Source organism: Acetobacterium sp. (assembly GCF_030652775.1).
In the GTDB taxonomy this organism is placed as follows: domain Bacteria; phylum Bacillota; class Clostridia; order Eubacteriales; family Eubacteriaceae; genus Acetobacterium.
The window spans coordinates 18382-36265 of record NZ_JAUSPS010000045.1; the positions used below are offsets into that span (position 1 = coordinate 18382).

Genomic DNA, 17884 nt, shown 5'->3' on the forward strand with positions numbered 1-17884 from the left:
TTTCATATTTAAATGTCAATCCTTTTTTAGATCGGTGACGTCTTTTGAGGCAAATAGAGAAATAATATATCCAGCAATTACCTTAATGGTTCCAGCCATCGGTACCGCCATAATCATCCCAACGCCTCCAAACATGGCACCAAAAAAGAAGATCGAGAAGATAATAAACACTGGGTGGAGTCCCACGTTTCCAGACATCAGCGCCGGTGCCAGAAAATTACCACAGACCACCTGAACCACGCCAATCACAATCAGCATCGGGATAATCATCATTGGATTGGTGAACAGCACCAGCAGTACGATCACAATCGTGCCCACCGCTGGTCCAAAATAAGGAACCATGGTGGTAACGCCGGCAATCACCCCGATAATACTTGCGTAAGGAAGTCCTAGTGCAAAGGCTCCAATGCCCGTTGCAATCCCGGCAATGAGAGAAGTCAGCCCTTGTCCCTTAATAAAACCACCAATGACCAGATCGATGTCACAACACATTTTAAGCATACTGTTGCGATATTGCAATGGCACCAGATACATAATGCCCTTAATAAAGAGTTCCTTATCCATCAATAGAAAGATCGTCACCAATGGCACAATGATGATATTCATCAATTGGCCGCTATTTTGGAGAATGGCATTGGAAATCCCCTGAAGCGCCGTTGCAAAACCCTGTAGCACATTTCCTAGAACCTGCTCCAGATTAAAAAACTGGGTAATATCGTACCCGGTAAAATTTGAAATGTAGTCCGACAAATTTGTGATGTAGGTCTGCGTTTGGGTCACAAAGTTTGGAATACTCTTAATCATACTGGCAATATTCGTAATCAGACTGGGAATAAAGCTCATAAAAGCGCCAATCACCAGTGCCAGCACCGCAAAGAATACAATCAGAACGGATGCCCCCCGGTTTAGGCCTTTATTCTCAAAATTTCTAACCAGCGGATTGAGCAAATAAGCCAGTACAATGGCAAAAAAGAATGGGGCAAACATCCCTGCCAGGGTTGGCCAGACAAAAAAGCACAGTGCCCCAATTAAGGCAACGACGATGAGATTAAGCAATAACAGTCGCTTTTTGTTGGATGAATCTTCCATTATCTTACCCCCAGTAATTTATTAGCAATGCCGGTTCCCTGTTTTTTAAACCCCAGATCAAACATTTCTTTTTCATAATAAAGCACTTGATCCTTATAAACCAGGTAGATGGCCGGAATAATTGCAAAGCCATGATCGATATCATCAAAGAAACTGCGGGAAATTTCGTATTCGGTAATGGCAAAGGTGCCCTCTTCAATGGTGGCATTGACCACATGACCAAAGGCCTCCCCATTTTTATCCACGACCGGATAATCCATCAGTGGAAATGCCTCGTCCAGATACGTTTTTACTTTTTCTCCTTTTGCTTTAATGATGACTTTTTCATTTTCGATTACCAACCGTTTATAATTAACATCAATAATATTTTCTGGTTTGAAAAATTGGGCTCTGGAGAGAATTCCACCGGGATTGATCACCAGATACTTGACAACATGGTTCACAACCACCAGACTCTTGACCAACCCATGTCGTCGGCCGTTCTTTTGAGAAACAACTTCCACATTGAGTAAAATGTTCGCTTTCATTCTGCGCTCCTTTCGTTTTTTGTGATATGCTTATCTTACCCTATTATTTTTTTTATGGCAACGTGGATTTATATTTATTTTTTCAAAAAAAAAGACATCGTCTCATGTTAATGGAAGCGACGTCTTTATAAATTTATTTATGCTTTATTTTTGTGATAGTCTTCAATGGCGGCCTGGATGGCTTCTGCTGCCAACACTGAACAATGTATTTTTTCAGCTGGCAATCCACCCAAAGCATCAACCACATCTGAGTTTTTAAATTTTCCCGCTTCTTCAATGGTTTTACCGATGATCATATCGGTTGCCATGCTGCTACTGGCCACTGCTGCACCGCATCCAAAGGTTTTAAAGGATGCATCTTCGATGACACCGTCACCGTTTATTTTTAGGAAGATTTTCATAATATCGCCACAAGCCGGGCTTCCAACCTGACCAACACCATTTGCGTCTTCAATCTCGCCCACATGTTTGGGACAGGTAAAGTTCTCCATTACTACATCTGTATATTCCATTTTCTTTTCTCCTTAGTATTTATTTTGATCTAGATTTTATTCTTAATGATGGTGATGCGCTGCTTTATCAAAAACAGCATCATCAATCGGACAATCGGCGTTAATCGGGGACATTTTCCGCAAGCGTTCAATAATCTGGATCAGATTGTCGACCACATAGTTAATATCTTCAGCTGTTGTGTGTTTTCCAATCGTCAGTCGCAGCGATCCATGAGCTACCCCCGCCGGTAAACCAATCGCCAGCAGCACGTGAGATGGGTCTAGGGAACCCGATGTACAGGCCGATCCGCTGGAACCGGCAATGCCGATAATGTCTAAACTGAGAAGGATTGATTCCCCTTCGATATAATCAAAACAGAAATTTGCGTTCCCGGGCAGGCGTTTTTCCGGATGACCGTTTAAACGAACCTGCGGAATATTATCCATGACCCCTTTAATCAGAAGGTCTCTTAATTTTTTCATGTGGGCGGCATTTTCTGCCAGATGCTCTGTTGCCATTTCCGCCGCTTTTCCAAAGGCCACAATTTCAGCCGTATTTTCTGTTCCTGCCCGTTTTTTTCGTTCCTGAGCGCCGCCGTGGATTAAATTGTCAATCGGCACTCCTTTTCTGATGAAAAGAGCACCAATCCCTTTAGGACCGTATATTTTATGAGCCGATATGGAGAGTAAATCGACATTTAAATCCTTGACGTCAACTGGAATGTTGCCCAGTGCCTGAACCGCATCGGTATGAAAAATAATCCCTTTTTCCTTAACAATTTCGCCGATTTCTTTAATCGGTTCGACGGTTCCAATTTCATTATTGGCAAACATGATCGTGACTAAAATGGTGTCTTTTCTGATCGCATTGCGTAAATCATCCAGTGATATCAGCCCATCTTCGTCAACCGGTAGGTAGGTTACTTCAAACCCCTGTTTTTCCAGGTATTCGCAGGTGTGAAGAACCGCATGATGCTCAATAGTGGAGGTGATGATGTGTTTTCCCTTCGCCTGATTCTTCATGGCGATACCTTTTATGGCCCAGTTATCTGCTTCTGACCCACTTCCGGTAAAATAGATTTCCCGGGGGTCGGCATTGATGGCTTTGGCAATCTGCAGCCGCGCCGCCTCAATGCTTTTCTTAACGCCCCTGCCTTCGGTGTATACCGAAGAAGGATTGCCAAAATATTCAGTGAAAAATGGAAGCATGGTTTCAACAACAGCCGGATCAACTGGAGTTGTTGCCGCATGATCTAAATATATTCGTTTCATAATTTATACCTCTTTCTCATTATTTGCCTAATAAGTCCTGTAATGATCGATTATCAATGATATTGCTGATACTGTCACTAATGTCTTTCCACAGCCCTCTGGTCACACATTCCGGTGATTTGACACAGGTTAGTTTGCCGCCGCCATCGATGCATTCAGCCAGTTCGATGGGACCTTCGAGCGCTCTGATAATTTCACCAATGGTAATATCACTGGGATCCCGAGCCAAAATATAGCCACCGCGGGCACCTCTTATGCTTTTAACCAGTCCGGCGTTTTTTAAGGTTGAAAAAAGCTGTTCCATGTATGAATCTGAAAAGTTTTGTTTTTCGGCGATTTCCTTAATTGAAACCGGTCCATCTCCATATTGCAGCGCCAGTTCCACCATGGCAAGCACACCATATCGTCCTTTTGTTGAAAGTCTCAAGTGTTTAAACCTCCCTGGATTATTTCCGAGTATTCCACCGGGATTTAATGTCATTATAGCACGAAATAAATATTTTTCAAGAGTAAAACGAAAAAAAATTTTCTAAATTAAAAAAGATCCAAGCTCTGGGAAAAATACCAGCGCTTGGATCTTTTAAAAAGGCAATTCTTATTTGTCGTCTTCGCTGTCTTCGAAAGTAAGACCGCTGAACATATCAGCAAATGCATCCCCAAGGGTTACATTGGCGGTTTCTTCGTAAACTGTTTTATTACGATTGTTGTTGCTGTTATGGTTTTGCTGTGGTCGACGATTTCTATCGCCGCCTCCGTAGTTACTGGTTCTGTCGCGATCGCCAGATCCGGCGTTGCTACTGCTGCTGTTGCTGCTACTTCTTTGTGTTGGAGCAGGACGAGCGGGAGCTTCTTCGGTTGCTTTTTTACTTAAGCTGATTTTTTCTTTTTCGGGATTAATGCCGATGATTTTTACAGTTAACACATCACCAGTGTTTAAAACTGACGCAACGGACTCAACCCGGTTATAGCTGATTTCAGAAACGTGAATTAAACCTTCAACGCCTGGAATCACTTCAGCAAAGGCACCAAAGTCTAAAATATTAGTGATGGTAACTTCTACTTCATCATCAACATTATATTTAGCAATGAAATCATCCCAAGGACGATCCATTAATGCTTTTACGCTTAATTTAATTTTTTTGTCTTCTTCATTTTTAGCGATAACCTTAGCTTCAATTTCCTGGCCTTTTTCGACAATATCTTTAGGCTCATTAATTTTTTCCCAGGTCAGGTCTGAACGATGAACAAAACCATCAATTCCGTCAAGATCAACAAAGATTCCGAAATTAGTAATGGTTTTAACCACCCCTTTAACGACATCATCCACGTTTAATTCATCAAAACGTTTGTCTTTCATTTCTTTAACTTGTTCCCGACGTTCTTTCATATCTTTTTCAAGAATAATTTTCTGTGAAAGAATCGCTCGACGTCGTTTTGGGTTATAATCAATAATGATCCCCTTAACTTTTTCGCCAATCAGGGTGTTTAAGTCTTTAACGTAACGAACATGATATTGTGAAGCTGGCATATAAATATCAGTAAATCCGATATCAACAATTAAACCATTTCCAGAAATATCTTTGATTGTTCCTTCCAAGATCGTTTTATTATCAAAGGCGTCACTTAACTGTTTTTGTACGAGACGGTTATCATATTTGATTTTTGAAAGTTTTACATTTCCAGAACCTTCATTTAAATCAGTTACGATACACCAAACTTTGTCTCCTAATTGTACAAGTTCAGATAATACCTCATCGCTTCTCCATGTGAAATCATTCTTTTTGATGATACCATCTGCTTTGTAGCCAATGTTTAAGATCACTTCATCTTCAGCAATGTGAATAACTTCGCCTTCGATTTCAGCACCCCGACGAATTGTTTTTAATGACTCTTCAATTTCTGCAGCGAAATCGAAATTAGCATCATCATATTCGTCTTTTTCAATGGTTTCCACCACTTCCTCAACTACAACAGTTGGCTGTTCTTCAGTCGTCACTTCTACGACCACGTTTTCCTCAGCAATTTTGTTTTGCTCTTCCATACCTTCCAATACCTCCTTAACGATCCAATCCGGTGTTGATGCCCCTGCCGTAATTCCTATCTTTTGATATTTCATTACTTCAGCGAGATCTAAGTCCCGAATGGTTTCTATGTGACAAGTTTTTGCGCAATACGATTTACAGATATCCGCCAGTTTTTGTGTGTTCGAACTGTGGTATCCACCGATTACGATCATATATTCTACTTCTTTTGCAGTTTTCGCTGCCGCTGCTTGTCTTTCAGCGGTGGCACTGCAAATAGTATTAAATATAACTACTTCATTGACTCTTGACCTGATCGCATCACAAATTTCATTGAATCTGGATTCGATGATGGTGGTCTGAGCCACAATACATATTCTATCATAACTTTCAATATTTTCCAACTGATTTATGTCACTAATTATTAAAGCTTTATCCTGGCACCAGCCATTTGCACCAATAACCTCCGGATGATCCTTATTTCCCACGATGACAATCTGATACCCGGTAGCATCATAGCTTTCCACTTTTTTTTGAACGGCCCGAACAAAGGGGCAGGTGGCATTAATGATCGGGAGGCCTTTCCCTTTAATCGTTTCAATAATTTTCTTGCCGACCCCATGGGAACGAAGGATAATACAGCCGGTTTCTAAACCATTCACCTCGTCGTCTGTAATTATGACGACTCCCTGATCGGCCAGGCGCATCGTTTCCTGGGTGTTATGACTGATCGGACCTAAGGTATATATTTTTTCCTGACCGGATTCGATGGTTTCCCGAACCATTTTCATGGCATTTTCGATGCCAAAGCAATAGCCAGCCTTCTCCGCTATAATTATTTCCATGTTAACCTCAAGTCAATTCCAATCCATAGACAGCATCCATGATTTTTTCACTTAACTGCCGGGTTTCTTCGTCAGATAGTTTTCTGCCATAATACTCTTCCAGATAAACCGGCTTACCAATAATAATTTCGATTTTGCTTCGGAAGCTGTATTTTCCTTTAATCCGTACCGGAATAATCGGCGATTTTGTCTTGATGGCAAAGACTACAAAACCGCTGGCCGGCGGAGTCCGGTCTTCCGGATTAACCCGATGCCCTTCCGGAAATATCCCCAGAATTTTGTCTTCCTTTAGAATTCTTAAGGATGTCTTGATGGTTTCCACTCCCACCTTTTCCCGATTAACCGGAAAAGCGTTGACCTTTTTGAAAAACCAGCGTAAAAGCGGATTATTAAACAGCTCCGCCTTGGCCATATAATGAATTTCCCGGGGGGTTGTAAATGAAATCACCACCGGATCAATATTGCTGATGTGATTAGGACAGATCAGTGCTCCGCCATGCTCCGGGATGTTCTCTTTGCCAATAATTGTGATCCGAAAGAGCATCAAACTGAGCAGATAGGTTAAAAAACGGCCGATTTTATAAATCATCGGTGCGCCTCGTCAATATGCAATTTCATTTCTTCGTAAACTTCTTCAATACTCTTTCCGGTTGTATCAATGACAATAGCGTCCGCTACCTGGATCAATGGTCCTTCTGATCGGTTTCGGTCATTAGTATCGCGATTTTCAATATCATTTTTTATTTCTTCCAGGGTTTTGCCGTTTCCTTTTTCATCCAGTTCTTTTTTTCTTCGTTGTGCCCGTTCCCGAACGTCGGCATCCAGAAAAAATTTTAGTTCAGCATCTGGTAATACTACGGAACCGATGTCTCTGCCATCCATGACCACCGCATGATCTTTAGCATATTCCCGCTGCTGCGCAACTAACAGCTCCCGGACTTCTTTGATCCTGGCCACATCGGAGGTATGCCGGGAAACCAGGGGGGTTCGTATTTCTCTGGTAACGTCTTGATCATTGCAAAACACCTGATCGTCTTCAAATCGAATCACGGTTGCCCGGGCAATTCTGACAATATCTGCTTCATTATCAAAATGATCACCAATCTGATTTAAAACGCAATGGGCAATACAACGATACATGGCACCCGTATCGAGATAGGTCATTCTATAGGTTGCTGCTATTTTTTTTGCTATGGTACTTTTTCCTGCCCCAGCAGGACCATCAATGGCAATTTGCATCTTACTCTCCCTCATCCAACTTCTTACAAACAATTACTTTACCGAGTTCCCGGCCAGCCAGCCGGTAGATACGGCAATTTGGATATTATAGCCACCCGTCAGGGCATCCACATCCAACATCTCCCCAGCGATATAAAGATTGCTAATCAGTTTTGATTCCATCGTCCCCGGATCTACTTCTTTTACATTCACACCGCCAACGGTGATGATGGCTTCGGTAAAATCTCGTAGTCCGGCAATGCCAATCTCTAACTGTTTAAAACACGCCACCAGCTTTTTTCGCTGCTCTTTGGTAATCTGATTGACCTTGGCGTTCGGGTCAATTCCAGACAAGGTTACCATCACCGGAATCATTTTGGATGGCAATAAATCCCCCAGAGCGTTCCCAAAATCCTTATTTTGATATTTAAGGAAGTCCCGTTGAATCCGGGCATCCATTTGTTCCATACTTAACGCCGGTTTTAAATCCAATTCCAGACTAAAATCCTTTGTATTTCCGATCATATAAGAGCTCAATGATAAAACCAGCGGTCCGGATATACCAAAATGGGTGAACAGCATCTCACCCAACATTGACTTGACCTTCTTTTGTCCCTTGAGTGTTTTCTCAGACAGGGTTAAGGCCACATTTTTAAGTGCCAGCCCCTGCAGATCTCGGGGCCAGTCTTCTTTGGTATTGACTGGTACCAGACCCGGCGCCAGGGGCGTGATCTGATGACCGCAATTTTTTAAAATCTTAAAAAAGTTACCATCCGAACCGGTTGATGGATAACTTTTCCCGCCGCTTGCCAGGATCACTGCATCATACTTCCTGATTTCGCCGTTTTCAAAGATAATTCCATTAATGATATTATTACTAATCGAAAGATCGGTTATTTTCGTATTTAAATGAACCTGGCAGCGATTGTGTTTCAATGCCGTTTTAAAACCATTGATCACATCGCTGGATTTATCCGAGACCGGAAAAACCCGATCTCCCCGTTCGGTTTTTAAGGGTACCCCGTTTTTTTCCAGAAAGGCCATAAAATCCGTATTTGTGTACGAATATAAGGCACTGTACATAAAGCTGTGATTATGGACAATGCTGTCAAAGTAATCACCGATGTCAACGGCATTAGTCAGATTGCAACGACCCTTTCCGGTGATGTACAGTTTTTTTCCCAGCTTTTCGTTACTTTCGAACAAATCAACCTGATGTCCCTTTTCGCCAGCCGCCACCGCCGCCATCATGCCGCCGGGACCGCCTCCAATTACTGCTATTCTACTCATTGATTATTCTTTGTCCTTTCGCGAACTATTTTCCAATTCATCGCCAGTATAGATATAATGTTCTCGCCATATTTCTTCAAGTTCATTAAAGGTTTCTTTTGTTTTTCCGATATTTCGTAGCCCCACCGAAATCACCAGAGCGTTGATTAACGAAAGCGGTGCCACCAACGAATCCACAAATGAATAAACATTGCTTTTGGCAATCAGCCGATGTTGGGTAAAGACATTAATCGGAGCATTTTCATTGTCCGAGATCGTAATAATTTTTACCCCTTTATTTTTTAAAAATTCAACCGCTTCATAGGTCTTTTGGGCATAACGGGGAAAACTGATGGCGATGACCACATCTTCTTCATTGACCCGGATTAAATGCTCATAGATATCGGATACCCCATAATTGACCACCCGGACATTATCCAGAATCAGATTGAGATAATAACCCAGATGCTCCGTTAACAGGGTGGTGGTGCGAAAGCCGATGATAACCACTTTGCGAGCACCCAAGATCAAGTCAATACAGGATTTGAAAATCTCATAGTCAAATTCCTCAAAGGTAGCGTTGATATTTGACAAATCTGACTTCAGAACATTATGCACCGTTTCCTGCAAGGCTTTTTCTTTTTGCTCGTTTCGCAAGGTCATATCAATTCGCTCAATCGTTGTCAGCTTACTGTTGATTTCATTTTTTATCGCCCGCCGGAATTCCGGGTAGCCTTCATAGCCCAAGGTAACCGAAAAACGAACCACGGTTGCTTCGCTAACGCCAACACTTTTGGCTACCGTCACCGCCGACATTTCAGCAACGCGTTCATAATGACTCAGCATATAGTCAGCAATCAGTTTATGGGATTTGCTCAATTTTGCATAACGCTTCTTAATTGCTGAAAAAATATCTCGGCATTCTTTTACACTTGAAACGTCTTTCATATCTACCTCGTTCTCTGGATCATGACCAGTGTGGGCGGCGCTTGGCGATTCAAGGTCCGAAAATGATGAGCCACAAAAGGCGATTCCAGAGCCTCGCACCAGCGAATCACGGCCTGCGCTTCGGCACATCCGCTGGGGTGCCCGGGATAGAGGCACAGCGTTATTAATCCGCCGGGTGCCAATAAGGATAATGCCCCCTCCAGTGCAACCATGGTTGTTTCAAGCTGGGTGGTGATGGTCTGATCACCGCCGGGAAAATAGCCCAGGTTAAACATAATCGCTTTGACCGCTTGTTCCCCAATTGCGGCCGCCTTTAATGTAGTTACCATCAATTCGTGACTTTGCTGAATCAAGGTAACCTGGTCGGCACATCCACTTTTTTCGAGGGTATCTTTAGTGTGTTGCAACGCTGCCGCCTGGATATCAAAGGCAAAAACCCGACCAGTTTCCCCTACACATTGGCAGAGAAAGAGGGTTTCCTGACCCGTTCCGGCAGTAGCATCGACAACAATATCGCCGCATTCAAGCACTGGTCTCAAAAAATTCCAGGCCAGCTCGGTAACCCGCAATGGTTTATTTTTCACTGCAGCCTGCACAGGGCTTGAAAAACTCTCCAACAAAAGCCCGATGGATCAGTAAATCCCCTGCTTCGGTAAAATCATGGTCTTTAAAATATGCTGCAAATTCACCGGTGGCGCCCTTAACCGACAGGGCCGTACACCCTTCTTCAGCCATTTTATAAAGTAGAGTTCGGATAATTCCATCAAAAACAGCCATCGCCTGATCACCCTGGATGGTCATGATCATCTCGTAAATATCAACCTGTTCTTCCCCATAAAAAAAACGAACTGCGCCGAGGATTTCCGACTTGGCCGTATCCTCGGCCACAATATATAAATCCCGTTCTTTTTCTTTTTCTGGAAACAATGCCTGAATTTGACTAAACGCTCTTGGAAATCCTATTTTTACCATTAATTTTCTCCTTTTAAATAAGTAATTTCGTCATTATTTAAATATCGCCATTCACCAGGTTTCAAGTTACCCATGGTCAAGTCTCCGACAGCCACCCGTTTTAAATCAATAATCGGGTGACCCATGGCGGCACACATTTTTCGGATCTGTCTTTTTTTTCCTTCATGAATCCGCATTTCCAGCAAACTGGTATTCTGATTCACTTTTAAAATCTTAATGGTTGCCGGGGCGGTGCGGTAATCCTCTATCGCCATGCCATGACTAAACGACTCCAGACTGTTTTTATCCGGGCAACCCTTGACCAGACCCACATAGGTCTTGCCAAACTCGTGGCTGGGATGAGTCAGATAGAAGGTTAGATCGCCGTCATTTGTCAATAACAGCAGCCCTTCAGTATCCATATCCAATCGCCCCACGGTGTAAAGGCGTTCTTTAATCGGCACCAGATCCAACACCCGCTGACGGCCATGGGTGTCTGCGGAAGTTGATAAGACCCCTTTGGGTTTATTAACCATGATATAGATTTTTGCCGCTGTATTTAATTTTTTTCCCGCGACGATAATCTCATCTTTTTGCGGATCAACCGGGAAACCTGGTTCACGGATGGTGACGCCATTGACCTGGACCAGTCCTTTTTGAATCATTTCCTCAGATTTTCTCCGGGAAGCAACCCCGCATTGAGCCATATATTTTTGAATTCTCACTGCGCCGCCTCCAGAATCCGGGCATCGCCCATGGTTTTTTCCAGCATTCCTGCCAGCAACTCTTCGCTGGATGCCTCATTGCTTTCCGACTCACGCTTGAGCAATTCCAGATCAAAGCTTTCCTGTTTTCCCTGCGAAAAAACTTCAAATTCCGGAATCTCTTTAAGACTGGTAAAACCCATGGTTTTCAGAAAAGCATGGGTCGTTTTATAAAGAATCGGTCGCCCCGGAGCTTCCAGCCGACCTCCATCGCAAATCAGTCCCCGATCCAGCAAGCGCTGAATCGCACTACTGGAGCTGACCCCTCGCAGTTCATCAACGGCCAGCCGGGTAACGGGCTGACGATAGGCAATAATCGCCAGAGTTTCCAGGGCGGCCCGCGATAAACCGGCTTTTTCCTGATGTCTGGTAATTTCTTTGATATAGCCATAATAGTCGGGTTTTGTCGAAAGCTGATAGGTATCCTTGATCTGAACCAGACGAAGGCCTCTTGCTTTTGATTGATAATCCTGTTTAAGTATTTCCATGGCAAATTGTACTTCCGGCACCGGTTTATCCAGGCATCGACACAATTCCGTCATCGAAACCCCATCTCCAGCCCCAAAAAGAATGCCTTCGATGATGCCCGCCAGTTCATCACTGTTCATTGTTCTCCACCTCCCTGTGAATCTGAAAATCAATAAATACCCGATTTTGAAGTAGTCGCAAACCGCTGGTTTTAACCATTTCAAGCAGCGACAGCAAGGTTACCACCACCTCTTCCCGGGAAATATCCGGGTGGAGCAGCTCTGAAAAGCTGACCCCCGCTGCTCCCGCCTGAATCAGGACATCGGTTATTTCGGCGATTTTTTCTTCAATACTGAATAATTCCCGGATAATCTTCTGGGGCGGGGCGATGGCCTCCAACTCCTCTTCTTTTTGAAATAACAGCCGTTTAAAGCATTGTTCCAGGGAATAGGGATCAATGACCAGCGGTACCGCTTCAGTATTTTGGGGGATATACTCAGGATCTCGATAAATAGCACCAAGTTCGACCTGTTCCCGTGTTTGCAAATAGCGGCTGATCTCTTTAAAGATCTTATATTCGACCAATTGCCGAACCAGTCTGGCCTGCAAATCTTCAGGGTCTTCCTGTTCCGCTTCATTTTTGGGCAGCAACGCTTTGGCCTTTATTTCCAGCAGTCTGGCGGCCATGACAATAAACTCACTGGCCACATCCATATCCATGTCCTGCCAGGTCCGAATCTGCAATAAATATTGATTGGTGATCGTTGCAATGGGAATATCGCAAATATCGATCTTGTTTTTCTGGATCAGATTGATTAACAGATCCAGGGGGCCTTCAAAGGTTTCCAGACACACTGCATATGCCATAATCAGGACCAGATCAGATTGAAAATTGGCAAAAGTATTGCAAAAAACAGGCTCGATACTCCATTAATGACGGGGTTGATAATCATTCCCAACAGACCGGTAAAAGCCAGTACAAAAATCGCGATCATGCCGTAGCGCTGATATTTATAATAAGTCATCAGTGCTTTGGGCGGTAAAAACAAGACCAGAATCTGGGATCCGTCCAGCGGCGGAATGGGAATAATATTAAAGACCGCAAACATAATATTGTAAATATAAATATACTGCAACACCATCATCAACACTTCATTGTTCAAAGGTACCACCGCAAGATAGGCAGCCATTCCAAAGAATGCCAGTAGCAGATTGGTAAGAACCCCAGCCAGGGACACCACAATCATCCCCTTTTTCCGATCTTTGAAATTTCCGGGATTTACCGGCACCGGTTTGGCCCAGCCAAAGCGGAATAACAGCATCGATATAAAACCCAGCGGATCAATGTGCTTCAGGGGGTTTAAGGTTAAACGCCCGGCATTTTTCGGGGTTGGATCCCCCATTGAATCAGCGGCGTAACCATGAGCCATTTCGTGAAAACTGATTGCGATCAATATTCCTGGAAGGCTCAATAGTAAATTATAAAAATAGTCCGGTGTAAAATTAAACATTATCCTTACCTCGTAATTTGACGTTATCGGTCTGATTTATTCAAACCTGAGATTCTATGTGAATTCCGGTCTGACGCAAACCAACTTTTTTCTATGTTTCTCTTATCATTAAGTGCTAGTTATGTGCTATGAAGCTTATGATGCTTAATACAAAATAGATGATTTATTCTAATGCTCTGCATCGAAATAAACCATCTATCCTCATTGAACATTATTATTCTGCTATCAGTCTTCTTGCGGCAATGGAAAAATAATAGCCCAGCGCCGCGGCGGTTTTACCGTCAATGAACTGTCCGTTAATAAACAGGGTTCGAGCTGTCCGCACTGGTATTTTAATGACTCGGATGAATTCATCCGGGTCTTCTTCCAGGGGATCCCAGACAAATTCGGTGGCACAAAACAGGGTAATTTTCTCTGAACAATAACCCGGGGTCGGGATAAAATCTCCCAGCTTAAAAAGATTAACCGGACGATAACCGATTTCTTCGCAGCATTCCCGAATTGCAGCGGCTTCAGGGGTTTCACCAGGTTCCAGTAAACCAGCCGGAATTTCCGTCAGCAGCTGCTGACTGGCAATCCGGTATTGTTTCACAAAGATCATCTGTCCATCTTTAACTGCTAAAACAGCTACCGCTCCCTGGTGTTCAACAATCTCCCGTTTAGAAAAACTACCATCCGGAAGCAAAACCTCATCAATCCGCAGCTTAACAATCCGGCCATCATAAATGACCTCACTCTTTACGGTTTTTTCAAATTGTTTCATGCGCACCCTCTGCCTGTTTTTCTGAAATTAATCGTTCCAGCTCATCCATAAACGAGGCCACGTCCTTAAACTGCCGATAGACGGAAGCAAAACGGACATAGGCGACCTGGTCCATGCTCTTTAAGGCAACCATGACCTGTTCTCCGATCAACGAAGATGGGACTTCTTTCATTTCACTCTGATAGAGACTCCGTTCCAGATCATCGACCACTGTTTTAATGGTATCAATGGGAACCGGCCGTTTTTCACAGGCCTTAATCATGCCATTGAATATTTTATTTTTATCGAAGGCTGTTCGCTGACCGCCTTTTTTAACAACAATCAGCGGGATGTTTTCGACCCGTTCGTAGGTCGTGAAACGTTTATTGCAGCGATTGCACTCCCTGCGTCTGCGGATCATTGTTCCTTCTTCGGATGGTCGTGAATCGACCACCTTGCTGTCATCGAACGCACAATACGGACATTTCATAAGTATTATTCTTGGGTCAGGAAATCTGGAATTGAAAATTCGCCAACCGAATCATTGGCACTCTTAACAACTTTTTTAATAACGGCTTTCTTTTCTTTTTCACCGCCAGATAAAAAGCCTGTCGCAATAACCGTAATTTTGATTTCATCGCCTAAGGATTCATCAATGGTTGCCCCAAAAATAACGTTGGCATCTGGGTCAGAAGCTTCTCTGGCAATGCTGGCAGCTTTATCGACTTCAAATAAGGAAAGATCTTCGCCAGCAGTGATATTAAGCAGCACCCCGGTTGCCCCATCGATCTGGGTTTCCAGCAACGGACTGAGAATCGCTTGTTTAGCCGCTTCTTCAGCACGGTTATCGCCAGTAGCGCGACCAACACCCATATGAGCTAGGCCAGTATCTTTCATAATTGTTTTAACATCGGCAAAGTCAAGACTGATCAGTCCTGGCATCGCGATCAGATCCGAGATACTTTTGACGCCCTGGAGCAATACATCATCGGCTAATTTAAACGCATCTTTCAGAGAGGTTGATTTATCGGCCATTCTTAATAGTCGATCATTGGGGATCGTTACCAGAGAATCGACATTTTCCTGTAAAAATTCACTGGCAATCTGGGCATTACGCATCCGTACCCGACCTTCAAAAGAGAACGGTTTAGTGACCACACCAATGGTTAAAATGCCCATGTCTTTGGCGATTTTTGCAATAATCGGCGCAGCACCGGATCCGGTTCCGCCGCCCATACCGGCTGTTAAAAACAATAGATCGGTGTCTTTGATCATATCTGCAATTGCGTCTTTGCTTTCTTCTGCGGCTTTCTGACCAATCTCAGGATTTCCCCCGGAACCAAGTCCTTGAGTAATTTTTTCCCCGATTTGAAGCTTCTTTTCGGATAAAGCTAAGGCCAGGGCTTGTTTATCGGTATTGATCGCAATAAAATCGACGCCCTTCATCCCGGCTTCAATCATCCGATTAATGGCGTTATTTCCGCCACCACCAACACCTATAACACGAATTTTTGCAAAATTATCGTAATTCCCATCTAATTCAAACACTTTTATTCCTCCTCTTACTAAACAGCTTTCTCGTTCTAAATTGATATCTCTTGTATCTTTTTTCCTGAAACACATGAATTGCCTCAGTTGCTTTTCATCTTTAATAACACTTCTCTCCCGTATTTATGGCTAAAGAAATGTTCACCCCTTTATATTAACCTTTATTTCCAAATTTTTCAACTAGTGAATAATAAATTAAGTAAAATAACGCCGATATTTTATTGTTCAACAAAATATTAAGCAGAAATCGTGAGAAGTGCCGAGACTTTTAACGGGGTTTGATGACTGGCTTTGTCCCCGCCGCTAAATTAATAATCATATTGCTGGTGTTCTTATCCAGATTTGTTTGGATATAAGCCTTATTCTCCAGATAATTATTGTAATCCCAAAGAATAAAAACCGTCCCATTCTTTGTGACAATTTCATAGGTATTCACGTCTGTCATCCGTACCTCAGATATTTTCCCTAAATTGCCGTCATTTTTCAAGTCTTTCAAAATGTTCATCACGGTATCAAAACGCCAATAAGGTTCAACTGCCACTTCTTTACCAATTTCTGAAATAGTAACGGCATCACTGCCAAAAATCAGGGGGATATCAGTTTTTCTTAAGTACTCCCCATCTTCAATCAGTTTTTTGTCGTCGGCGAGATAATAAACCTTGTTATCATAATTAACGGCGCATATTGGTACCGACTCCGCCATCCGGATCAAAATCTTATTCGGCATGATCTTGAAAATTTCCAATTCATCTAAATTCATCAAAGCACTAATATTATAATTGGCCTGATTGACATCAATCAAAAAAATACTCTCCCCAATGCTTATTCCTGATGCCTCGACAACCGTCTGAGTGTCAACAATCTCATTTCCAACCACTTCAATTTCAGCCACGTTAAAGATCCCTAGATTGACGGCCTGATAAACACCGAAGCTGATGACACCAATCACCCCTAAAATGATCAGGATAGTAATCAGACCCTTCATCAGTCGTTTGCGCTTATTTATTTTTCGCTGCCGCCGCCGTTGTTCCCGGAGTTCCTGCTTTGACAGCTCGTGGTGTTGTGGTTTTTTAATGCTTTTTTCTTTGGGTTTTTTCTTCTTTGATCGTTTCATTAATTCTCCATTAACTTATTTATTTCATCATAAATCCGATCTCCGGCATTAATAATGCTTTGTTCCCTGGTAATGCGGCACATGTTCTGGCGTTTTTCATCATCCTCCAATAACGACTCAACGGTTTGAATAAGCAGCGCTCCGGTCAGATCCCGATCCTTGATGAGAACTCCGCCACCCGGATCGGTAATTACCCGGGCATTAAATTCCTGATGATTTCCGGCTGCCATGGGGTAGGGAACCAGAATTGAAGGTACCCCTACGGCCTGGATTTCAGCCACCGACATCGCTCCAGAACGGCTGATCACCAGATCGGCTGCCCCTAAAAGGCGGTGCACCTCATTGCTGTAGGCTTCCACAAAAACATGACCGGATGGTGAGCGTCCCAGGTTTTCCACTTCTTGTTTGATGGACTCATACTGATCTTTTCCGGTTAAATGATAAACGACCCGATCATCTCGCTCTATATACGATGCAATCAATGACAGGGCACTTTGGTTGATCGAACCGGCGCCCTGGCTACCACCCATAATTAAGATCATTTTTTGTGAATCTGATAGATTCAGGTTCTTCCGCAATTCGCCTCGGTCAATCTGATGATATTCCGAGCGCACCGGATTTCCAGCCAGAAAGGTTCGTTCCCTGGGAAAATACTTTTCGGCCTCTTTAAAACTGATGGCAATCCGATCCACCCGTTTTCCCAGCATCAGATTTGTTTTGCCGGGATAGGCATTCTGTTCATGAATCATTGTTTTTATTTTCCGGCGGCTGGCGATCAAGAGCAATGGTCCGGCGGTAAAGCCGCCAGTTCCAATGACCAGATCCGGCTGATGTTTCTTGATTATTTTTTTAGCATCGCTAAGCCCGTCAAAAATTCCTTTAATCGCTACCAGGGTTTCCAATGAGGCTTTTCGTTCAAATCCTCTGACCCGAATATACTCAATCGGATATCCAAACTGGGGGATAATGTTTTTCTCCATCCCCACCATCGATCCGATAAAGATTATTTCTGCCCCTGGATTTTCGCTTTTTATTTTTTCAGCAATCGCCAGTCCCGGGTATATATGTCCCCCGGTTCCGCCCGCTGCAATAAGTACTTTCACAGT

At 43.3% G+C, this 17884-nt stretch carries 21 protein-coding genes; all 21 read right to left on the reverse strand.

Going from position 1 to position 17884, the window contains the following annotated elements; all coding sequences use genetic code 11:
• Positions 1–15 precede the first annotated feature (15 nt).
• Positions 16–1089: an AI-2E family transporter gene (locus Q7J41_RS07585; RefSeq protein WP_304886769.1), complete on the reverse strand. Its 1074-nt coding sequence runs from the start codon at positions 1087–1089 to the stop codon at positions 16–18.
• Positions 1089–1616, reverse strand: coding sequence for a hypothetical protein (locus tag Q7J41_RS07590; RefSeq protein ID WP_304886771.1), 528 nt, complete (start codon positions 1614–1616; stop codon positions 1089–1091). Before Q7J41_RS07590 ends, Q7J41_RS07585 begins: the two co-directional genes overlap by 1 nt.
• Before the next feature lie 137 nt (positions 1617–1753).
• A complete protein-coding gene (locus Q7J41_RS07595; protein ID WP_304886773.1) occupies positions 1754–2128 on the reverse strand; it encodes an iron-sulfur cluster assembly scaffold protein in 375 nt (124 codons plus the stop codon).
• A gap of 42 nt (positions 2129–2170) precedes the next feature.
• On the reverse strand, positions 2171–3379 hold the full coding sequence (gene nifS / locus Q7J41_RS07600) for a cysteine desulfurase NifS (RefSeq protein ID WP_304886775.1): 1209 nt from the start codon (positions 3377–3379) through the stop codon (positions 2171–2173).
• A 19-nt stretch (positions 3380–3398) separates the two neighbouring features.
• Positions 3399–3806: an Rrf2 family transcriptional regulator gene (locus Q7J41_RS07605; RefSeq protein WP_304886777.1), complete on the reverse strand. Its 408-nt coding sequence runs from the start codon at positions 3804–3806 to the stop codon at positions 3399–3401.
• 168 nt (positions 3807–3974) lie between these two features.
• Positions 3975–6245 (reverse strand): bifunctional 4-hydroxy-3-methylbut-2-enyl diphosphate reductase/30S ribosomal protein S1, encoded by a 2271-nt coding sequence (locus Q7J41_RS07610; protein WP_304886779.1) that lies wholly within the window; start codon positions 6243–6245, stop codon positions 3975–3977.
• 7 nt (positions 6246–6252) lie between these two features.
• Entirely contained in the window at positions 6253–6834 is a 582-nt protein-coding gene (locus Q7J41_RS07615) for a 1-acyl-sn-glycerol-3-phosphate acyltransferase (protein WP_304886781.1), read from the reverse strand.
• The gene (gene cmk / locus Q7J41_RS07620) at positions 6831–7484 is read right to left on the reverse strand and encodes a (d)CMP kinase (protein WP_304886783.1); all 654 of its coding nucleotides are present in this window, start codon (positions 7482–7484) and stop codon (positions 6831–6833) included. Before cmk ends, Q7J41_RS07615 begins: the two co-directional genes overlap by 4 nt.
• A 33-nt stretch (positions 7485–7517) precedes the next feature.
• Positions 7518–8753 carry an NAD(P)/FAD-dependent oxidoreductase gene (locus tag Q7J41_RS07625; RefSeq protein WP_304886785.1) on the reverse strand — a complete coding sequence of 412 codons (1236 nt, stop codon included), beginning with the start codon at positions 8751–8753 and terminating at the stop codon, positions 7518–7520.
• Positions 8754–8756: 3 nt separating this feature from the next.
• A complete protein-coding gene (locus Q7J41_RS07630; protein ID WP_304886787.1) occupies positions 8757–9680 on the reverse strand; it encodes a MurR/RpiR family transcriptional regulator in 924 nt (307 codons plus the stop codon).
• A gap of 2 nt (positions 9681–9682) precedes the next feature.
• Positions 9683–10264: a class I SAM-dependent methyltransferase gene (locus Q7J41_RS07635; protein ID WP_304886789.1), complete on the reverse strand. Its 582-nt coding sequence runs from the start codon at positions 10262–10264 to the stop codon at positions 9683–9685.
• Positions 10254–10652: a hypothetical protein gene (locus tag Q7J41_RS07640; protein ID WP_304886791.1), complete on the reverse strand. Its 399-nt coding sequence runs from the start codon at positions 10650–10652 to the stop codon at positions 10254–10256. The genes Q7J41_RS07635 and Q7J41_RS07640 overlap by 11 nt, the downstream gene beginning before the upstream one ends.
• Positions 10652–11338 carry a pseudouridine synthase gene (locus tag Q7J41_RS07645; RefSeq protein WP_370650998.1) on the reverse strand — a complete coding sequence of 229 codons (687 nt, stop codon included), beginning with the start codon at positions 11336–11338 and terminating at the stop codon, positions 10652–10654. The genes Q7J41_RS07640 and Q7J41_RS07645 overlap by 1 nt, the downstream gene beginning before the upstream one ends.
• A 14-nt stretch (positions 11339–11352) precedes the next feature.
• Positions 11353–12003 carry an SMC-Scp complex subunit ScpB gene (gene scpB / locus Q7J41_RS07650; RefSeq protein WP_304886795.1) on the reverse strand — a complete coding sequence of 217 codons (651 nt, stop codon included), beginning with the start codon at positions 12001–12003 and terminating at the stop codon, positions 11353–11355.
• The gene (locus tag Q7J41_RS07655; RefSeq protein ID WP_304886797.1) at positions 11993–12730 is read right to left on the reverse strand and encodes a ScpA family protein; all 738 of its coding nucleotides are present in this window, start codon (positions 12728–12730) and stop codon (positions 11993–11995) included. Before Q7J41_RS07655 ends, scpB begins: the two co-directional genes overlap by 11 nt.
• A 2-nt stretch (positions 12731–12732) precedes the next feature.
• Complete coding sequence (locus tag Q7J41_RS07660) at positions 12733–13374, reverse strand: site-2 protease family protein (protein ID WP_304886799.1); 642 nt, start codon at positions 13372–13374, stop codon at positions 12733–12735.
• Positions 13375–13588: 214 nt separating this feature from the next.
• Entirely contained in the window at positions 13589–14137 is a 549-nt protein-coding gene (locus Q7J41_RS07665; protein WP_304886801.1) for an NUDIX hydrolase, read from the reverse strand.
• Positions 14124–14606: a transcriptional regulator NrdR gene (nrdR, locus tag Q7J41_RS07670; protein WP_304886802.1), complete on the reverse strand. Its 483-nt coding sequence runs from the start codon at positions 14604–14606 to the stop codon at positions 14124–14126. Before nrdR ends, Q7J41_RS07665 begins: the two co-directional genes overlap by 14 nt.
• A 5-nt stretch (positions 14607–14611) precedes the next feature.
• Positions 14612–15664, reverse strand: coding sequence for a cell division protein FtsZ (gene ftsZ, locus Q7J41_RS07675; protein ID WP_035356806.1), 1053 nt, complete (start codon positions 15662–15664; stop codon positions 14612–14614).
• Positions 15665–15932: 268 nt separating this feature from the next.
• Entirely contained in the window at positions 15933–16778 is an 846-nt protein-coding gene (locus Q7J41_RS07680) for a cell division protein FtsQ/DivIB (protein WP_304886810.1), read from the reverse strand.
• Entirely contained in the window at positions 16778–17881 is a 1104-nt protein-coding gene (gene murG / locus Q7J41_RS07685; RefSeq protein ID WP_304886812.1) for an undecaprenyldiphospho-muramoylpentapeptide beta-N-acetylglucosaminyltransferase, read from the reverse strand. The genes Q7J41_RS07680 and murG overlap by 1 nt, the downstream gene beginning before the upstream one ends.
• Positions 17882–17884: the final 3 nt, after the last annotated feature.

Coding starts and splice junctions, on each gene's coding strand:
- Q7J41_RS07585 (WP_304886769.1), bottom strand. CDS start 1,089: ATGGAAGATTCATCCAACAAAAAGCGACTGTTATTGCTTAATCTCATC.
- Q7J41_RS07590 (WP_304886771.1), bottom strand. CDS start 1,616: ATGAAAGCGAACATTTTACTCAATGTGGAAGTTGTTTCTCAAAAGAAC.
- Q7J41_RS07595 (WP_304886773.1), bottom strand. CDS start 2,128: ATGGAATATACAGATGTAGTAATGGAGAACTTTACCTGTCCCAAACAT.
- nifS (WP_304886775.1), bottom strand. CDS start 3,379: ATGAAACGAATATATTTAGATCATGCGGCAACAACTCCAGTTGATCCG.
- Q7J41_RS07610 (WP_304886779.1), bottom strand. CDS start 6,245: ATGGAAATAATTATAGCGGAGAAGGCTGGCTATTGCTTTGGCATCGAA.
- Q7J41_RS07615 (WP_304886781.1), bottom strand. CDS start 6,834: ATGATTTATAAAATCGGCCGTTTTTTAACCTATCTGCTCAGTTTGATG.
- cmk (WP_304886783.1), bottom strand. CDS start 7,484: ATGCAAATTGCCATTGATGGTCCTGCTGGGGCAGGAAAAAGTACCATA.
- Q7J41_RS07625 (WP_304886785.1), bottom strand. CDS start 8,753: ATGAGTAGAATAGCAGTAATTGGAGGCGGTCCCGGCGGCATGATGGCG.
- Q7J41_RS07630 (WP_304886787.1), bottom strand. CDS start 9,680: ATGAAAGACGTTTCAAGTGTAAAAGAATGCCGAGATATTTTTTCAGCA.
- Q7J41_RS07640 (WP_304886791.1), bottom strand. CDS start 10,652: ATGGTAAAAATAGGATTTCCAAGAGCGTTTAGTCAAATTCAGGCATTG.
- Q7J41_RS07645 (WP_370650998.1), bottom strand. CDS start 11,338: ATGGCTCAATGCGGGGTTGCTTCCCGGAGAAAATCTGAGGAAATGATT.
- scpB (WP_304886795.1), bottom strand. CDS start 12,003: ATGAACAGTGATGAACTGGCGGGCATCATCGAAGGCATTCTTTTTGGG.
- Q7J41_RS07655 (WP_304886797.1), bottom strand. CDS start 12,730: ATGGCATATGCAGTGTGTCTGGAAACCTTTGAAGGCCCCCTGGATCTG.
- Q7J41_RS07660 (WP_304886799.1), bottom strand. CDS start 13,374: ATGTTTAATTTTACACCGGACTATTTTTATAATTTACTATTGAGCCTT.
- Q7J41_RS07665 (WP_304886801.1), bottom strand. CDS start 14,137: ATGAAACAATTTGAAAAAACCGTAAAGAGTGAGGTCATTTATGATGGC.
- nrdR (WP_304886802.1), bottom strand. CDS start 14,606: ATGAAATGTCCGTATTGTGCGTTCGATGACAGCAAGGTGGTCGATTCA.
- Q7J41_RS07680 (WP_304886810.1), bottom strand. CDS start 16,778: ATGAAACGATCAAAGAAGAAAAAACCCAAAGAAAAAAGCATTAAAAAA.